This is a genomic window from candidate division WOR-3 bacterium (assembly GCA_039801085.1).
In the GTDB taxonomy this organism is placed as follows: Bacteria; Hydrothermota; Tepidihabitantia; order Tepidihabitantales; family Tepidihabitantaceae; genus JAOABP01.
On record JBDRTY010000002.1, the window covers coordinates 533,505 to 549,547 of the forward strand.

General features: G+C 53.1%; 14 protein-coding genes and 1 tRNA gene. 6 read left to right on the forward strand and 9 right to left on the reverse strand.

From position 1 onward, the window contains the following. Positions 1–39 precede the first annotated feature (39 nt). The 4 genes from ABIK48_06775 to ABIK48_06790 all read right to left on the reverse strand — a co-directional run bounded on the left by ABIK48_06775 (position 40) and on the right by ABIK48_06790 (position 2,440). Positions 40–675: an MjaI family restriction endonuclease gene (locus tag ABIK48_06775; GenBank protein MEO0021860.1), complete on the reverse strand. Its 636-nt coding sequence runs from the start codon at positions 673–675 to the stop codon at positions 40–42. Then, the gene (locus ABIK48_06780; protein ID MEO0021861.1) at positions 668–1,963 is read right to left on the reverse strand and encodes a DNA methyltransferase; all 1,296 of its coding nucleotides are present in this window, start codon (positions 1,961–1,963) and stop codon (positions 668–670) included. Before ABIK48_06780 ends, ABIK48_06775 begins: the two co-directional genes overlap by 8 nt. A 7-nt stretch (positions 1,964–1,970) precedes the next feature. Further along, on the reverse strand, positions 1,971–2,165 hold the full coding sequence (locus tag ABIK48_06785; GenBank protein ID MEO0021862.1) for a helix-turn-helix transcriptional regulator: 195 nt from the start codon (positions 2,163–2,165) through the stop codon (positions 1,971–1,973). Positions 2,166–2,353: 188 nt separating this feature from the next. Further along, a tRNA-Ser gene (locus ABIK48_06790) sits at positions 2,354–2,440 on the reverse strand. 90 nt (positions 2,441–2,530) lie between these two features. On the opposite strand from ABIK48_06790, the gene ABIK48_06795 reads away from it, so the two are divergent. Further along, positions 2,531–3,577 (forward strand): hypothetical protein, encoded by a 1,047-nt coding sequence (locus tag ABIK48_06795; GenBank protein ID MEO0021863.1) that lies wholly within the window; start codon positions 2,531–2,533, stop codon positions 3,575–3,577. Positions 3,578–3,580: 3 nt separating this feature from the next. On the opposite strand, the gene ABIK48_06800 is transcribed toward ABIK48_06795, so the two are convergent. From ABIK48_06800 to ABIK48_06810, 3 genes are read right to left on the reverse strand one after another with little or no spacing between them, the layout of a single operon-like run. Continuing rightward, positions 3,581–4,057: a UPF0158 family protein gene (locus tag ABIK48_06800; GenBank protein ID MEO0021864.1), complete on the reverse strand. Its 477-nt coding sequence runs from the start codon at positions 4,055–4,057 to the stop codon at positions 3,581–3,583. Between the two features lie 55 nt (positions 4,058–4,112). After that, positions 4,113–6,083, reverse strand: coding sequence for a M1 family aminopeptidase (locus ABIK48_06805; GenBank protein MEO0021865.1), 1,971 nt, complete (start codon positions 6,081–6,083; stop codon positions 4,113–4,115). Positions 6,084–6,138: 55 nt separating this feature from the next. Continuing rightward, positions 6,139–7,566 (reverse strand): sodium:solute symporter, encoded by a 1,428-nt coding sequence (locus tag ABIK48_06810; protein MEO0021866.1) that lies wholly within the window; start codon positions 7,564–7,566, stop codon positions 6,139–6,141. Between the two features lie 249 nt (positions 7,567–7,815). Between ABIK48_06810 and ABIK48_06815 the strand changes: the two genes are divergently transcribed. Next, entirely contained in the window at positions 7,816–9,534 is a 1,719-nt protein-coding gene (locus ABIK48_06815; GenBank protein MEO0021867.1) for a T9SS type A sorting domain-containing protein, read from the forward strand. Positions 9,535–9,574: 40 nt separating this feature from the next. Here ABIK48_06815 and ABIK48_06820 read toward each other — a convergent pair whose 3' ends face one another. Continuing rightward, on the reverse strand, positions 9,575–9,943 hold the full coding sequence (locus ABIK48_06820; GenBank protein ID MEO0021868.1) for a metallopeptidase family protein: 369 nt from the start codon (positions 9,941–9,943) through the stop codon (positions 9,575–9,577). 1 nt (position 9,944) lies between these two features. Further along, the gene (locus ABIK48_06825) at positions 9,945–10,631 is read right to left on the reverse strand and encodes a YggS family pyridoxal phosphate-dependent enzyme (protein MEO0021869.1); all 687 of its coding nucleotides are present in this window, start codon (positions 10,629–10,631) and stop codon (positions 9,945–9,947) included. A gap of 262 nt (positions 10,632–10,893) precedes the next feature. Between ABIK48_06825 and ABIK48_06830 the strand changes: the two genes are divergently transcribed. From ABIK48_06830 to ABIK48_06845, 4 genes are all read left to right on the forward strand, one after another. Further along, complete coding sequence (locus ABIK48_06830) at positions 10,894–12,825, forward strand: tetratricopeptide repeat protein (GenBank protein MEO0021870.1); 1,932 nt, start codon at positions 10,894–10,896, stop codon at positions 12,823–12,825. A gap of 416 nt (positions 12,826–13,241) precedes the next feature. Further along, positions 13,242–13,394 (forward strand): hypothetical protein, encoded by a 153-nt coding sequence (locus ABIK48_06835; GenBank protein MEO0021871.1) that lies wholly within the window; start codon positions 13,242–13,244, stop codon positions 13,392–13,394. A gap of 37 nt (positions 13,395–13,431) precedes the next feature. Then, the gene (locus ABIK48_06840) at positions 13,432–15,003 is read left to right on the forward strand and encodes a DUF4962 domain-containing protein (protein MEO0021872.1); all 1,572 of its coding nucleotides are present in this window, start codon (positions 13,432–13,434) and stop codon (positions 15,001–15,003) included. A gap of 51 nt (positions 15,004–15,054) precedes the next feature. Continuing rightward, a partial coding sequence (locus tag ABIK48_06845) for a hypothetical protein (protein ID MEO0021873.1) occupies positions 15,055–16,043 on the forward strand: 989 nt, incomplete at its 3' end.

A 16,043-nucleotide genomic window follows, 5' to 3' on the forward strand; every position in this document is an offset into this window, starting at 1 on the left:
AGCGAAAAAAGACGATTTTAAGATTTTTCTGGCGGCAAATTATTTATATTTTCTCAATCTCTCAATTTCTTGTCTTATTTCCTCAATAACTTCGGTGTTATAAATTTTCTTTTTATCACCGTCCTTTATTGAAATCACATAGAAAACTCTTCCACCATATTTTGCAGTAAATTTTTTATGCGTCGCTTCTTGAATTTTTTTCTCATTTATAATTTGTGTAATAAAAGCGTAACCAGCTGGCTTTATTTGCAACCCTATATATTTGTCTTTTATTCTTATATAAAAATCAACATTGAATAATCTATCCCATTCATCCGGCGCTGGTTCAATTTTTACCCCTAAAATATTTTGAAGTTGCTCATAAATTGTTTTCTTTTCCGTCATATAACCGTCGAAGGTACGGTTTATAACAAGATTGATTACATAATTGATACAATCTTCTTCGGTAATTTCATCAATTTCTGCCCGTAAAACTTCTGTTATTTTAACATAAAGTTTCTTGCCTATTTCAATTAAATGTTCTTTAGGGTAAACATTTTTGAAATAGTATTCTTCCCACTCTTTAACTGTCTTGGGGGAGCATTTTCTTATTTCATCAGAAACCGCACCAACCATTCGTTTTTTCTGAAGTCCCCAACGATTTATTGCACTATTTAAAATCCATTCTTTAGCCATAAATTTGCTGTTTTAATTTAATAAATTTGTTCTTATAGATATAATCTAACTCGCTGTCTACATCTACTAACCCTTTTTTAATTAAATGAGCATTAATAAATGTTTTATTTTTCAAATAAAGATACACTAACATATTACCTTTATCATCAAATTTAATATTATCATATTTTAAAAATACCTTTTGATTTTTTAGTTTGGAGGTTAAGAATCCTAATGCCTTTTCAAGAATTTCATATTTTGTTTTAACTCCCAATAATCGTACTTTCAAGTTATTATTTAAAATAATTTCTTCTGGGCTAATAATATTTTTTACCGAGAAAAATTCTTCTCGTGTCGGTTTAGAAAAATCAATTTTTGAACCAAATTTTAATTTTCTAGGATCTATTTTTTTGTCAAATTTTATTGGATCTTTAAACTGATAAGGTAATTTAGCTATTTCTAAATTCCAATTAATTTTTAAAGGCTTTTGTTTAATAATCTCAAAATCAGCATTTTTAATAAGTTCTTCTTTATCGATTCCAATCTTTTCTTTTATTATAGGTAAAAATTTTTCATTTATTTCATACCCAATTGAGTTACGATTTAAATTTTTAGCAGCTAAAGTTGTAGTCCCGCTACCTAAAAATGGATCTAAAATAGTATCGCCAACGAAACTAAACATTTTAATTAATCTTTTTGGCAATTCTTCGGGAAACATGGCTAAATGTTCCGTTTGTTTTTCCCCATTAAAATTCCAATGACCAGAAAAATATTCATTCCATTCTTCTTTAGTAAGTTTTGATTTTTCTTTTAATTCCTTAGAAATTTTGGGCGGATTGCCATGTTTTTTAAAAATCAAAATAAACTCATAATCAATTTTAATAATTCCGTTTCTCGGATAAGGAAAGCTACCCATTACCGTTGCACCGCCTGTAGTATTCATCGTTGTGGGTTTTTGCCAAATAATAGCACCCATATAATCAAACCCAATTGTTTCACAAAATTTAATTATTTCTGTACGAATGGGGATAATTTTATACCTTCCATAATAAACAGAACGAGCAAATTGATCGCCGATATTTATACATAGCCTACAACCATCTTGTAATACTCGATAACATTCTTTCCACACTAAATTTAAATTATTTATGTAATTTTCATAACTATCATTAAAACCAATCTGGTTTTCTACACCATAATCTTTTAATTGCCAATATGGAGGCGAAGTAATAATAAGATGAACGGATTTATCTTGTATTTCATCCATCTTTCGTGAATCGCCTATTATAATTTTATGTTTTGTTATCATAACTTTTTTATTTAATCAATTCATCTTCTGTTTTAATGCTTTGGCTTTTGTGCCATAAAAAAACGGATGGCTTCTTTATTACTCCGGTTTCAATTTTAGTAAAGGGAGTATAAGGAATACCTGCTTTTCTTGCAAATTCGTTTTGAGAAAGTGCAAGTTTAAGCCGCATTGCATTTATTATACTACCTTGTTTACTCCCCATAATTGATAACATTAAATCATTCTACATAGGTAGAATATAAAATAAAAGAAAAAAGTCAAGATAAAAGCAGGTCAAACGGCACGCAACCGCAGACCGCAACATAGTTCTTTTTATGTTAGATTAGCTCATAAGTATTCGTAGACGAGAGCAAGACACCCATAGGAGAATACCTAATTCTTTAAACCAAGCGGAGAGGGTGGGATTCGAACCCACGGTACCCTATCGGGTACACATGCTCTCCAGGCATGCCCGTTCGTCCACTCCGGCACCTCTCCGGTGCGCAGTTAATAAAATAGTCTGCTTATCAGGAATGTCAATCTTGTTTTCAGGTTTGACAGACAAACCAGCCGGTTTATCCTGTGATGATGAGCGGGGTCGTTTTTTCGTTTCTCCTGTTGCTGGTCAGCGCGGTTCAGGAGCTGGGCAGATGTCCGGTTGATTCGGTGGTGGAAATTACTGCCGGCAGGTTTCTGCCTGACAGCCTGCCCCAGCTGCTGGTCAGAGAACAGGCGGGAGCAGTTGTGCTTTCTCGGGTACCGGGCCGGTCTGCCGGAGTCCGGGTGTCGCTTTACCGGCTGGCACTGCTGCGAATGAGCGGGCAGCGGTGGGAGATATTCTGGCGTTCAGGTCCTCTGCTGGGCCGGGAGGCGGCGGAGTTCAGGTTTTTCCCGGACTGCTGGGCAGGCGGAGATTTTGACGGCGACGGACTGGATGAGCTGTTTCTTGCCGCTCAGTCCCGGATGCTGGTGGTGAATTTCGGACCCGACGGGGTGATTGCCGATTCGGTGGCGGGTGATTTCGGGCTGGTGGTTGAGGCGGCAGGAGCGAATATTGAGCAGGACGGTCTGGAAGAGCTGGTGACGCTGGAGCAGGAGACAGATTCAACCGGCAACCGCTGGCTTATCCGGATCTGGCATCTGCAGGATGGCCGGTTTGTGCCGAGGGGTGGGGCGCTGGTTCTGCCCGATTCTCTGCCGGAAGCCGGTTTTTCCCTGCTCGGTTCTGCCCGGCTTGAGGATTATCCCGGTGCACCGGTGCTGGTTGCGCTCCAGTTTGCCACGCTCAGGCCAAGCCGTTATTACCTGCTTTATCACACCGCTGGCGACACCTTCGCCCTTACCGGCATACCGTTTCCTTTCCGGGAGCAGTTTTCCCGGGACGAGGTGCTTCCTGCCGGCAGGCTGAGCCTGTTCAATGTCGGGGATACGCTGGTGGCATACGGCTATTTCGTGCCCGGCACCGGTTCGGGGATGAGCTTTGCCGCACTTCAGGATGGGGAGTGGCGGGTGCTGAAGCCGGGGCTGGAGCCGCAGAGGACTGTGGGGCTGTGGTGCCGTTATGAGCAGGGCTGGCTCAATCTCAATCAGGGCAGGTTTTATCTCTATTCTGAGCCGCCTTTTTTCTGGCGGTGAGGCCTATTCACCGGTCGGGTCATCCAGTTCCTGGTAGTCGTGCTTTTCATCCCGATCCGGGATCAGGACCAGTTCCACCCCTTTTTCCCTGAGCTTGCGGCGCAGCGGTTCGGTCAGAATCATTATCCGGTAGCTGTGCCAGCGTTTGAGTTCGTTGGGAAACCGGGCAAGCACCTCCCGGAACCGGGCAAAGACCCGTTTCTCCTGCAGGGCGGAAAGGAGCTGTGTCTTCAGGCTTTGGCGGGAGATGGTCCGGATGAACCCCTTGAGCATCTCCTGGCTTTCCCGGCTGGACTGCGGTGCCAGTCTGAGGTAGCGGTCCGGGTGCTGACGGATCAGTTTCAGAATTTCGTCCCGGTTGAAGCTGAAGACCGGGATCACCTCGCCGGTTTCCAGATCCAGGTAATGGGCGGTTTCCTGCATCTGGTTGGTGAGAGCAAAGAGCAGGTCCCGCTCCGACACCCGCAGTTTGCGCACCATTGAATTCTAACTGTCCGGCTTCGGAGGTCAAAAGTTTGCGGTCCGTGCGCCCGGATCACTCGAGCAGTGCGAGTCTTACCACCTGCAGCTGTCTCGGGGTTGACAGCCGGACGAGATAGATGCCCGCCGGTAACGGTCTGCCGTCAGCGTCTGTGCCGTTCCAGCAGATGCCGAATTTGCCCGGTCCTTGAATGCTGTTGACGAGGCGGGCGACCCTTCTTCCCGCAGGGTCAAAGACCGCCAGTTCCAGCGGGGTGGCGCCGGGAACCGTATACTCAATTTTTACCGGCGCACGGGTCAGACTGGCACCGAGCCGCAGTTCCGGAACCGGTGGCAGGGGGCTGCCGTTCTGATCCGAAGCGATTCCGGTATTGACCGTATGGACCTCAAGAATCCACTCGTTCGGGTCAAATTCGATGCCGGTCGGCTCCAGCGCAAACCGGAACCGGTTACGCTGGGGATTGGCGGAAACCGGATAGCGGATGACGGTGTCGGTGCCGTTAAAGAGCACCCTGACCTCCACCGGCATATGGAAGATTGCGGGCGCACCGCTCATGTTGTTCTGGCTCAGGTCAATTACCAGCTCCCAGGAGTCACCAGCAGGCACACTCTGCCAGCCGACGGTGTAGACCGGATAGCCGTAGGAGTAGACCCATTCGTCAAAGAACCAGCCGAGGTCAAGTCCGGTGACCCGTTCGCAGATGCGCTGGTAGTCTGCGGTTGAGGCGTTGCGGTATTTCAGGCTTTCGCCATAGGCGCGCAGGGCGGAGAAAAAGATGCCGGGCCGGTTCCAGGTGGTGTCGCCGAGTACATATCGGAGCATGTGCTGGACCCATGCACCCTTGCAGTAGGAGTGTCCCCAGTCAAACTCATGTCCGGACGGCGGGGCATAAATCGGATGGGTGTCGGTGGACTCTTCGGAGAAGTAGTCGCGGGCACGGGAGCGGATCAGGCTGTAGAATGAGCTCAGCCCCTGCTGGTGGCAGGTGAACAGTTCATCGGAGTAGGTGGCGAAGCCTTCGTTGAGCCAGATGTTCCGCCAGTCCAGACAGGTGACCATGTCGCCCCACCAGTGATGGGACAGCTCATGGGCGATGCCGTTGTCATTGCCGTTCGTGATCCAGTAGCGGTGCACCATGGTCAGGGTCTGGTTTTCCATTCCGCCCCACTGGAAAGGATAGGCAACCACATGACCATATTTTTCGGTGGCAAAGGGGTAAGGTCCGTAGCGGCTGGAGTCGGAGAAGAATTCCAGCATGACCGGGACATTGCGGAAGGCGCTGACCGCCCGGCTGGAATCTCCGGGCCACATGAAGTTCATAATTGGAACCGATTCACCCGGTGCCGGATGATACCACTGGGTGAAACTTGCCCAGCGCGAGGCGGCAAAGGTGACAAGGTAGGTGCTGATCGGATAGCGGTGAGTCCACCAGCAGGTTTTCCTGCCGCCGCTGACGGTAACGCTGTCGAGGGTGCCGTTGGCACAGCCGGACATGGTGTCGGGCGTGGTGATGTTCACCTGACAGCCGCGCTCCGCCTTGTCCCATGGTTCGTCAAAGCTCGGGAACCAGTAGCGGGCATCAGCAGGTTCGGTGGTGGAGTAGCAGATGGCATAGGGAATGCCCTGGGTGCCGCGGGAATAGTAGTAGAAGCCGCGGTTCTGGGTGCCGGCATTGCGCCGGTAGTAGATGTCAACCGCCAGCGATTCACCATTTGCGAATTCGCGGTCGAGATCGATCAGGAGTCTGCCGGAGCCGGTGGTGAATGTACAGGGGTTGCCGTCACGCCGCACCGAGTCGCACACCAGATTGATAAAGTGAAGACTGAAGGTGTCAAAGTGGTCGTGCCGGGCAATGAGTTCAACCCGGCAGTGGGCGGTCATGGCGCCGGAGTTCATCGGCAGATCCAGGTCAATCCGGTAGTGCCGGACATCGAAGTGATGGGTGGATTCGGCCCAGCTCCAGTCGGAACGGGGGAAGGGGTTGAATTTGCCCTCAGTTAACGGCTGGGCGAAGCTGATGGTCAAAAAGACCGCAATAATCACGGAGGTTATGCTCAAGACTGATTTCATTTTTTTCCTTTCATTTGGTAATTTTAAACTTTTGCTCCGGGAAGATCAGGGTCAGGATGACGAAGCAAACAAGACTCACGACTATTCCCGGAATGAAGCCGTGAATCCGGAACGGGTTCTTCAATGCCATCCAGAAAAGGGCGGTCAGCGAACCGGCAAGCATGGAAACAAAGGCGGCGATCCGGCCCGCCCGCCGCCAGTAAAGTCCGAACAGATAGGGCCAGAGGGTGGTGGCGGCAATGACCGCCCAGGAGAAGCCGGTGATGACCAGGATCATCGCCGGCGGTTTGATGGCAATGACAAAGGCGACGATGCCGATACCGGCGGCGACCAGGCGGGAGATGAGCAGTTCCCGGTCCGGACTGAGCCGGGCACCGAGGCTGTCCCGGATCAGATCCTTGACGATTGCGCTGGCGGCGGTGATCAGGATGGCGGCAAAGGTGGACATGCCGGCAGCGACGACGCCGGTGAGGAAGATGGCGGCGAAGAAGGGGGAGAGGCTGGACTTGACCAGGCTGGGGATCGCCTGATCCGGGTTGGCAAGCTGGGGAAAGAACAGCCGGGTGGCAGCACCGTTGAAATAGGGGAGCAGTGCCATGGTGGCACCAACTGTCGCCAGCACCGTGCCCAGCTTCAGCACCTTGACACTTCTGATGGAGTAGAACCGGCTGACGAGCTGGGGCATGCCCCAGACACCGAATGAGACGATGGCGGCATAGGACAGCAGTCCGGCCCAGCTCCAGGCACCCGGGGTCTGGACATACCGGCCGCCTTCAATGGCGGCGAGCCGGGTAAAGAGCTGATTCAGTCCGCCAGCACGGGCGACCGCCGCCGCGGTCAAAAGCAGCAGGCTGAAGATCATGATCCAGGCCTGGAAGAAGCCGGTCCAGACCACCGCCAGATAGCCGCCGAGTGCGACATAGACGATGATGATCACCCCGGAAAGGAGCAGTCCGTAGATGTAGGGCAGATCCATCAGCACCGAGAAGGAGTGGCCCATGCCCTGCAGGACCGAGACGCTGTAGATGAGCAGAAAGATGCCGATGATGAGCGCGGAATAGATCCGGACTGCGGGAGAGGAATAGCGTTTGGCAAGGAGGTCCGGCAGGGTGATGGCACCAAGCCGGGCGGTCAGGGCACGGGTGCGCCGGCCGAGGACAATCCAGGCGAGCAGGGTGCCGACCAGGATATTGGTGGCACCAATCCAGAGGGTTGACATCCCGAATTTGTAGCCGAATCCGCCGCCGCCGATGATGACCACCGAGGAGAAGTAGGCGGCGACAAAGGAGAAGGCAGTGACCCAGGGCCCGAGCGAGCGGGAGCCGAGGTAGAAGCCTTCAGCCGAGCGTTTCATCCGGGCGCTGGTCACCAGGCCGATGAGAAACAGGGCGGCGAGATAGAAAAAGAGCACAAGGGCGTAGACAACCGCCGGACTCACTCATCCTCCAGCCGGCTGAATACTGACCAGATCAGGGCGCCAAGGACCGAACCGAGTGCCACCAGAATGGCGGCAAAGGTGAACCAGGGGCAGTTAAACGGACCGTTCATAAATAATAATGATATTATGCCCGGCTCCGGTGTCAAACTCGGGATGAAACTGCTTGACTTATTTGTTGCTGCGGGGTAATATTTTCTGCCCGTGAAGCGGGCAATTTAGGTGAGACGGCAATTAACGAAAGGAGCAGTGATGCGCAAGGTAGCATTAATAACCATGATAGTGCTGGCGGTCGTGGCGTTCGGCGCCGAGGAGCGCTGGCTCAGCCCGACCCCGACCCATCATTACACCATCCCCAATCCGGAACCGGGAATTTTCCCGCCGGCAAATGAGATACCATTCTCGGTGATTGACACCTTCAAGTATGATGACAACATGCCGGCGAGCGCCTGGGCATGGAATCAGGGTGGGAATGGCTGGGGTGTGAAGTTCATTGCACCGGCACCGAGTTTCACGCTCAAGGGTGCACTGGTGCACTTCTACTCCGGCTGGCCGGTGCCTGGTGGCACCAGGGCAATGGTCAAGGTGTATGCGGATGACGGTCCGGGCGGTTCGCCAGGGACCGAAATCTGGCATTCGGACACGCTGACGATCACCCGCGGTCAGTGGAACTATGTGTCGATTGAAGAACCGGTGGTTGGTTCCAATTACTACATCTTCTATGTGCAGGTTGACTCCTATCCGATCTGTCCCGGACTTTCCATTGATGTGGCGAACAATGCACCCTCCCACCGGATGTGGTCCTATCTGAACGGCACATTTTCCGAGGATGCGCGGCGCGGCGAATGGCTGATCCGTTCGGTCGTGGAGTGGGACCCGCCGGCAACCGATGCGGCAACCCTTTATTTTGCTGCGGCGATGCCGCCGGACACCCTGCCCAATATCAATCTGAACATCCGGGCGACGATCAAGAATCTGGGGACTGACCAGCTGCCGCTGGGTACACCGGTCCGGCTGAAGATCACCGGTCCGCAGGGCTATGTGTATGAGGATACTATGACCACCAGTGCCAATCTGACCCGTGGTCAGACCGCTCAGATGAACTTCTCGCCTGCCTGGCGGATTCCGGCAGTTACCGGCGCCTACCGGATTCATGTCTGGACCGAGGCGGCGGGTGAGCAGTATCCTTATGACGACACGATTATCTATGACCTGAGTGTTGCCCGCTGGATTGAGTATGCGAACTACAACAACCCGCGCTGGCTGACCTGGGCAGGACCGGAGCGGGCGGTCAAGTTCAATCCGGCGCAGTTCGGACTCCAGTATCCGGTCGGCGTCAACCGGGTCCGCACCCAGTTCTATCTCCATCCGTCCTACCCCTGGCCTGACTCCACCTTCCGGTTCAAGATCTATGCCGGCGACGGCACCACCCTGCTGTATGAATCACCGGACATCGAGGCACCGGCAGGTGCACCGGGTGCGATCAAGGCTTATGACCTTGATTCAATGCTGATCTTCACCTCAGGCGAGTTCTATGTGGCGGTGGCACCGGTCCACTCCTCAGGCCATCCGTCATCGCTTGCTGATGACACGACAGACAGCAGAAGCTACTACGGCACACCGGGTGGCTGGGTGCCCTGGACCAACGGCGAGCTGTTCATTTCGGCATCGGCGCTCGGCGGTGTCGGGGTGGAGGAGGGTTACAACCCGAATCTGCGCAATGCGGAACTGCGGTTTTCCAATCCGGCTCAGGACCGGCTGGTGGTGCACTGGCAGGTGCCGGCGGTCTCCCGGGTCCAGCTGGCACTCTACGATGCGACCGGCAGAATGGTGCGCGCGCTGTATGCGGCGGAGGGTGTCCGTTCCGGCAGGACCGAGGTTGACCTGAGCACGCTTGCCAACGGCATCTATCTCGTCCGTCTGGAGAGCCCGGCCGGATCAGCAACCCACAAACTGGTGCTTAACCGGTAAAACCGGCTTGAAGAATCAGGGGGTCGGCAACGACCCCCTTTTATTTTTCCTGTTCGAGCCGGTAGAGCTCCTCGTCCGAGAGGCCGAAGTAATGGCCGATTTCGTGAATCGTCACCCGGCGCACCAGCTCCCGGATTTCCTGTTCATTCCGGCACCGGGCTTCAATCGGCTGCTGAAAGATGACAATCGTGTCCGGCAGGACATTGCCATAGAACGGACCGCGCCGGTTATAGGGGATTCCCTGATATACTCCGAGGATTGACCACGGATGTCGGCCCAGCTGCTGTGCCAGTTCGGGTGGCGCAACCGGCATCACCATGACACTCAGATTTTTTATTCTTGAGGCAAAGAAATCGGGCAGGTTCTGCACTACCTCTTCGACCAGCTGGAGAAACTGTTCGCTTTCCACGCTACGGTCTCGGACCGAAAAGGGCGGTGCCGATCCGGATCATCGTCGCCCCCTCTTCAATCCCGACCTCAAAGTCAGCGCTCATCCCCATTGACAGCTCGGGCAGGGGGATGCCAAACCGCTGCTTTAGCTCCTGTTTCAGCCGGAAAAGCAGGCGGAAGCAGGCTCTTGACGCCTCCGGATTCTCAACCGCCAGACCCGGACCGATGGTCATCAGCCCGGAAACGACCAGCCGGTCCAGCGCCAGGACCTGACCCAGCAGTTCGGGCAGTCCTTCAGGGGTAACACCGTGCTTGGTCGGCTCGGCCGAGGTGTTGACCTCAATCAGGACCGGAATCTTCATCCCCTTCTGCTCACACCGGCGCTGAAGCTCCTCTGCCAGATGAAGCGAGTCGACACTCTGGATCATGCTGAACAGCTCCAGCGCCCTCTTGACCTTGTTGGTCTGGAGGGTGCCGACCAGATGCCACTGGACCGGTGCCCTGATGAGCGGAATCTTGGTCGCTGCCTCCTGCACCCGGTTTTCACCAAAGATGGTCACGCCCGCAGCAATCGCCTCTTCAATCAGCGCCACCGGCTGGTTCTTGGATACCGCCACGAGCTTGATCTCCCTGGGATCTCTGCCGGCACGGGCACAGGCGGATTCAATCCGTGCCTGAATACGCTTCAGGTTTTCAGCAACGCCCATGACCCGATTATAGAAAAGCGGGGTCTCAAATCAAGGTTCGGAGCCGGCAGGGGTACCGGGAACTGCCCGGTCTGCAGGCTTTTCCGGGGTATAAATCTGCAACTTTATGAAATTCTGCGGGTTAAGGATGAGGGGTCTGCTGTGATGTGAAATTTGGCATTTTCTGGTGCTCTAAATTTATGGGGAGGGAAAACAGGGCGCAGTATGGCGGGCTCAGGGTGGAACCGGTTGACCTCTGACCTGTCCGGGCTAAATTTGAGCGATGGGCAGAAAAGTACATCCTGCCGGGCGAAAGGCAGTAATGGCAAAGGAGCCGGAACCGCTCCGGCGCTCTGGTCCGGTGCTGGTGTTTGCGCTGGCGTTCGGGCTCCGGCTGGTTTATCTCCTGCAGGCACGGGCTAATGACCCGCTGTTTTACGCTCCGCAGCTGGACGGGCTTTATCATCACCAGTGGGCGCTCGCAGTCAGCCGGGGTATGGAGTTCATCAACGATGCCTATTTCCGGGCACCGCTCTATCCGTTGTTTCTCGGCATGCTCTACCGGCTTTTCGGGGTTAATCTGTTCCTGGTCCGGCTCGTGCAGGCGCTCCTCGGCTCGGCAGGCTGTGTCCTGCTTGTGCTTCTGGGCAGGCGGCTTTTTGACGAGCGCACCGGTTTTTATGCCGGGCTGGCGATGGCGGTCTATCCGCTTTTGATCTTCTTTGACGGTGAACTGCTGATTCCAGTGCTTTTGATTTTCCTTCTGCTTGCCGGTTTTCTCCTGTTTTATCAGGAGGAGCGGGGCTGGTTCTATCTCCCGCTTGCCGGGCTGCTCTTCGGACTGGCGGCGATCGCCCGGCCGAATGTGCTGGTGTTTGTGCTGGTGTTTTTCTTCCGGCTCCTCCTGCGTCATCAGCGCCGGAGATTGAGCCGGGCGCTGCTGTTCGGTCTGGCGGTGCTCGTGCCGATCCTGCCGGTCACAGTCCGGAACTATATCAAAAGCCGAAGCTTTGTTCTGATCGCCTGGCAGGCAGGGACGAACTTCTATATCGGCAATAATGAATACTCCGACGGCACAACCGCAATTGTGCCCGGAACCCGGGGGTCGTGGTGGGGTGGTTATAACGATGTCAAGCGGATTGCGGAGATGACCGCGGGCAGGCCGCTCAAGGGGGTGGAGATTGACCGGTTCTGGATCCGCCGGGGGCTTCAGTTCTGGCGCCGGGCACCGGCAAAGGCGCTGCTTCTGACCCTGCGCAAGCTTTATCTCTGGTTTGCCGGCTATGAGGTGTCCAACAACCGGGACATCTACTTCTTCAAACGGTTCACCTTTCTCAACTGGCTCATCTTTCAGACCCCGGTTTTCAAGTTTCCGTTCGGGCTCGTTCTGCCCCTGGCGCTTGCCGGTAGCTATCTCACCAGAAAAAAGTGGCAGTTGCTTTTGCCGGTCTATCTCTTTCTTGGTGCCTGGTGCCTCTCCTTTATCCCCTTCTTTGTCACCGACCGCTACCGCCTGCCTGCGGTGCCGTTCTATCTCCTGCTTGCGGTTGCCGGGGTCCGGAACTTTTTCCGGAGCGAAAGGCGGGAGCGGACCATCGCCGGGCTGATCTTCGCTTGTGCTCTGATTCTGTTCAATCTCAACCTTGCCGGTGCGGGCAGAAAATCGGACCCGGCGCAGAACCTGTTTCAGGCGGCAGCCGGCTGGTATGAGACCGGCAGGCTGGAGCGGGCACAGCAGGCGATTGAGCAGGCGCTGGAGCTGGACTCGGCAACCAACATCCTGTCTCTGCGGGCAACGATGCTTCTCGAACAGAACCGGATTGAGGAGGCAAGGCAGATTGCTCAGGCGGCGGTCCGGCTCCATCCGCAGGAGGCGGATGCCTGGGGAATTGCCGGCAATGTCTATGCATCAGCCGGCAAGCTGGACTCGGCCCGGCTGATGTATGAGCGGGTGATTGAGCTGGACCCGTATGGACCTGAGGGCTGGAACAACCTCGGCAATCTCCATCTGAGCACGGGCGAGCTGGAGGAGGCGCGGTTCTGCTATGAACAGGCGCTCGGAAACAGCCCGAACTTTGTGCTCGCACTGTTTCATCTCGGGCTGGTGGACTACTATCAGGGCAGAAAGGACTCGGCACATCTCCGCTGGCTGCGGGTGCTGGAGCTGGACCCGAAATTTGAAAAGGCGCGCCGGGCGCTCCAGGAGCTGAGGTAATACAGGTTCAAATTCAGTCGCTGCCTGTTCTGAAAATTAACCAGAACCGGCAGAGAGATTTCTCCGCTCCGGTCGAAATGACATAAACAGGTTACTGCGGTCGGATAGACCTCTGCGGGTCGTTCCATGGCTTTCTTTTATTGTCATTCCGAGTGAAGCGAAGCGGAATCGAGGAATCCCTTTTTTCTTCTTCCGTCATTCCGAGCCTGTCGAGGAATCTCCTTCAAGAGATTTCTCGACTCCGCCCTTCGGGCTCTGCTCGAAATGACCGTTTTATTATTGTGTCATTCCGAGCGGAGCGTCAGCGGAGTCGAGGAATCTATATATCAATGCAAAATGCAAAGGGCAAAATGAAACGTGCAAAATTTATTTCCTATTGACAGAATTCAGATTTGGCTTATAATTGAGGTGAGCCGATGAGTTTCTACTCTACTCTACTCTACTCTACTCTACTCTACTCTACTCCTTATTACTTCAATATCTTAACCCCTCGGGTGAGGTGCGGGCAGGCAGGCGGTGCTGCTGGCGGCAGTCTGCTGCCAGCGGCTGGAAGTCAGCAGGCAACCTGATAGATTTAAATCATTAAAAGCGGAGAGGAGGTTGAGGATGAAAAAGGCAAGTTTGTTCAGGTTGCTGATTTTAAGCACCGCAGTGCTCGCGGGGGCGATGTTAGCACAGGAGTGGGAAAGGCTGGAAGATGTGCCGGTTCCGGTTCAACGCTGGGCATGTCTGACATATTCCTACAGCGAGTATGGTTCAAGGTCCTATGACACGGTCTGGGGTGTCTTTCCGGCACCTGCCTACGGCAAAACCTGGTTCCTTTATTACGACTGTGTTGACGGCCACTGGCATTATCCCGCTGATTCGGTGATCAACCGGGATATGAAACAGACCGCTTTGACCTTTCAATGGCTGGAAGAGGGAGTTGTTTATCTTGTGGGGCAGACATTGGACGGAGACAACCTCTTCTGGTATCCGTTAAATGAAGGGCGCTGGCATTCAGAGCCGATAACTGCCTTTGCTCTTGGTCCCCGTCCCGGGCTGGCATATAAAGCAAATCCCGGCTACAACCAGCAGCTTGAGCCGATACCGGGCTGGCTTTACTGTCTTGCCGGTGGTGGTCAGCAGTTCTGGCGCTACTGGCTGCCGAGCAGTTATCCGCCGGTGACGGTGGATGGCATCTACCCGGCTCAGGGTGCCCTGATTGCAGATCAGACACCGGTGTTCATCTGGCAGGAGGAAGGGGCAGCGATTGAATACCGGCTGGTGGTGGCGACCGATCCACAGTTTAGTAACACGGTGATCAATGTCATCACCACGGTGCCGCAGTATCAGGTGGAGACCAGACTGGCAAACGGCGACTATTACTGGCAGACCGCATCCCGGAGTGCAGGCAGTGGCTGGAAGACCGGACCGGTGCACAGCTTCCGGCTTCAGGGTGGCTGGGAGCGGCTGGCAGATATCCCGACGCGGGTTGGTGATGGCGGGGCGCTTGCCTACTGCGGGAAGTTCTTCGGCACATCTTCAGACATCTTCATTGCCTTTGTCGGGGGCGGCGACACCGTCTGCTACGCCTATGTGGACGAGTATAATCGCTGGGTGCGGCTGTATAGTGAAGAGTATGTGCCTCCGCAGAACATCGGCGCAGCTCTGAGTGCCATAAACGACGATGGGGCTGGTGATATTTTCGCAATATTCGGACAGGGAGATTATAATCTCTATAGATATGCATGGGTCCGATGGATTAACACTGGTGGGCTTCCAGAGCCGTTTGGTCCCGGAGCTTCAATTGCTGCGAAAAAACAAGAGAACACTTGCTATCGGTTAGTTTATCTGACAACTGGTGAAGGAATGGGGCGGCCGGACAATCATTTCTGGCTGATCAGAGTCCTCTGGGATCAAGAATTGCACAGTTTTTCGGGCGCACAGGCAGATATGAGCAATTCCTTTAACAGGTCTAAGGTTTTAATTACCTCCACAGGAGTGCCGCTATGTTACAATATCAGTATGGGGAGAGATCAAAATTCAAGGTTGGTTTTGTTTGATGGTATGGGGAGACGTATTTTCCGATTGAATGCCGGTCAGCATATTACATGGAAACCGGATAACTCGGGGGTATACTTCCTCCTTCTTGATCAAGAGCAAAGACGCTGTAGAATCAAGTTCGTGGTAAGGTAACTTTCAGTTGGTGGCAGGGGAGTATTTTCTCCTCTGCCACCGGGATCGGATATGAAAAGAAAAGCATTTTTGCTTCTTTTCCCAGCAGTGATTTACAGTCAGGTTCTGGTAATTGATACAACCATTGTTTTCCCGTCGCGTATTTCACGCGGTATTTATTTCAGCGAATTTGACAAGCTTTATATCAGCGGCGATGGTTCATTCTTGTATGCGGTTAGCTGTTCCACTTACAAAGTAGATACAATAGCACCAGGGATTCCAAGGTCGGTGGACTTTTTTTCATACAACTGGCGGCAGCAAAAGCTTTACCTTAGTGTTGAAACCAGGGCAGACCGGATTGTTGTAATCGATGTGGCAAAGGATACAGTGTTAAAGGAGCTGTATTTTGAACCCGGACGACTCTGGGGGCATTGCTATGTTTCGTCATCGAACCGTCTGTATATCGGGTGCAGCGATTCACTTCTGATTCTGGACTGCAGCAATGATTCAATTATTGGTGGGTTTCTTTGTCCGGTGGAACGCTTTTTTGTTACCTTTGTCTCCTGGGATTCAGTACACAATGAGGTTTATGCGGTCATTCATCAGTATGGCTCACCAGCCTGGCTGGCGGTCTATGATTGCAGTTCCGATTCTCTGCTGAGCATGTTCCGCGTGCCCCACATGTTACCTTACAAGATATACTTCCATTACCGATTGAACAAGGGCTATTTCCTGCCTTATGATGAAGCCCTCCCAGGAGTAATTGATATTCAGCAGCATCAGTTTATCAAATACTTTCCGATTCCGATTTTCTATGCAACGCTGGAGCCAATTGCAATTGATACGCTTGATCACAAAGTTTATATCAGCAAGGCGAAACAGCGATGGCCCGACACGCTGTATGTGATTGACTGTCTGACCGATTCCATAATTAAAAAGCTGGTGGAGGCGGGCTGGGGACCTTTGTCGGTGCGCTGGGCGGCCTGGAGCAACCGGCTGTATTTCACCGGTGGTCCGCGTGGTGAGACGCTGAAGGTCCTGGACTGCCGGACCGATTCGGT

What these genes read in the sequence shown, in the direction of transcription:
- ABIK48_06825 (MEO0021869.1), bottom strand. Translation starts at nt 10,631, where the DNA reads ATGGGCGTTGCTGAAAACCTGAAGCGTATTCAGGCACGGATTGAATCC.
- ABIK48_06840 (MEO0021872.1), top strand. Translation starts at nt 13,432, where the DNA reads ATGAAAAAGGCAAGTTTGTTCAGGTTGCTGATTTTAAGCACCGCAGTG.
- ABIK48_06795 (MEO0021863.1), top strand. Translation starts at nt 2,531, where the DNA reads ATGAGCGGGGTCGTTTTTTCGTTTCTCCTGTTGCTGGTCAGCGCGGTT.
- ABIK48_06815 (MEO0021867.1), top strand. Translation starts at nt 7,816, where the DNA reads ATGCGCAAGGTAGCATTAATAACCATGATAGTGCTGGCGGTCGTGGCG.
- ABIK48_06785 (MEO0021862.1), bottom strand. Translation starts at nt 2,165, where the DNA reads ATGGGGAGTAAACAAGGTAGTATAATAAATGCAATGCGGCTTAAACTT.
- ABIK48_06830 (MEO0021870.1), top strand. Translation starts at nt 10,894, where the DNA reads ATGGGCAGAAAAGTACATCCTGCCGGGCGAAAGGCAGTAATGGCAAAG.
- ABIK48_06780 (MEO0021861.1), bottom strand. Translation starts at nt 1,963, where the DNA reads ATGATAACAAAACATAAAATTATAATAGGCGATTCACGAAAGATGGAT.
- ABIK48_06775 (MEO0021860.1), bottom strand. Translation starts at nt 675, where the DNA reads ATGGCTAAAGAATGGATTTTAAATAGTGCAATAAATCGTTGGGGACTT.
- ABIK48_06800 (MEO0021864.1), bottom strand. Translation starts at nt 4,057, where the DNA reads ATGGTGCGCAAACTGCGGGTGTCGGAGCGGGACCTGCTCTTTGCTCTC.
- ABIK48_06835 (MEO0021871.1), top strand. Translation starts at nt 13,242, where the DNA reads ATGAGTTTCTACTCTACTCTACTCTACTCTACTCTACTCTACTCTACT.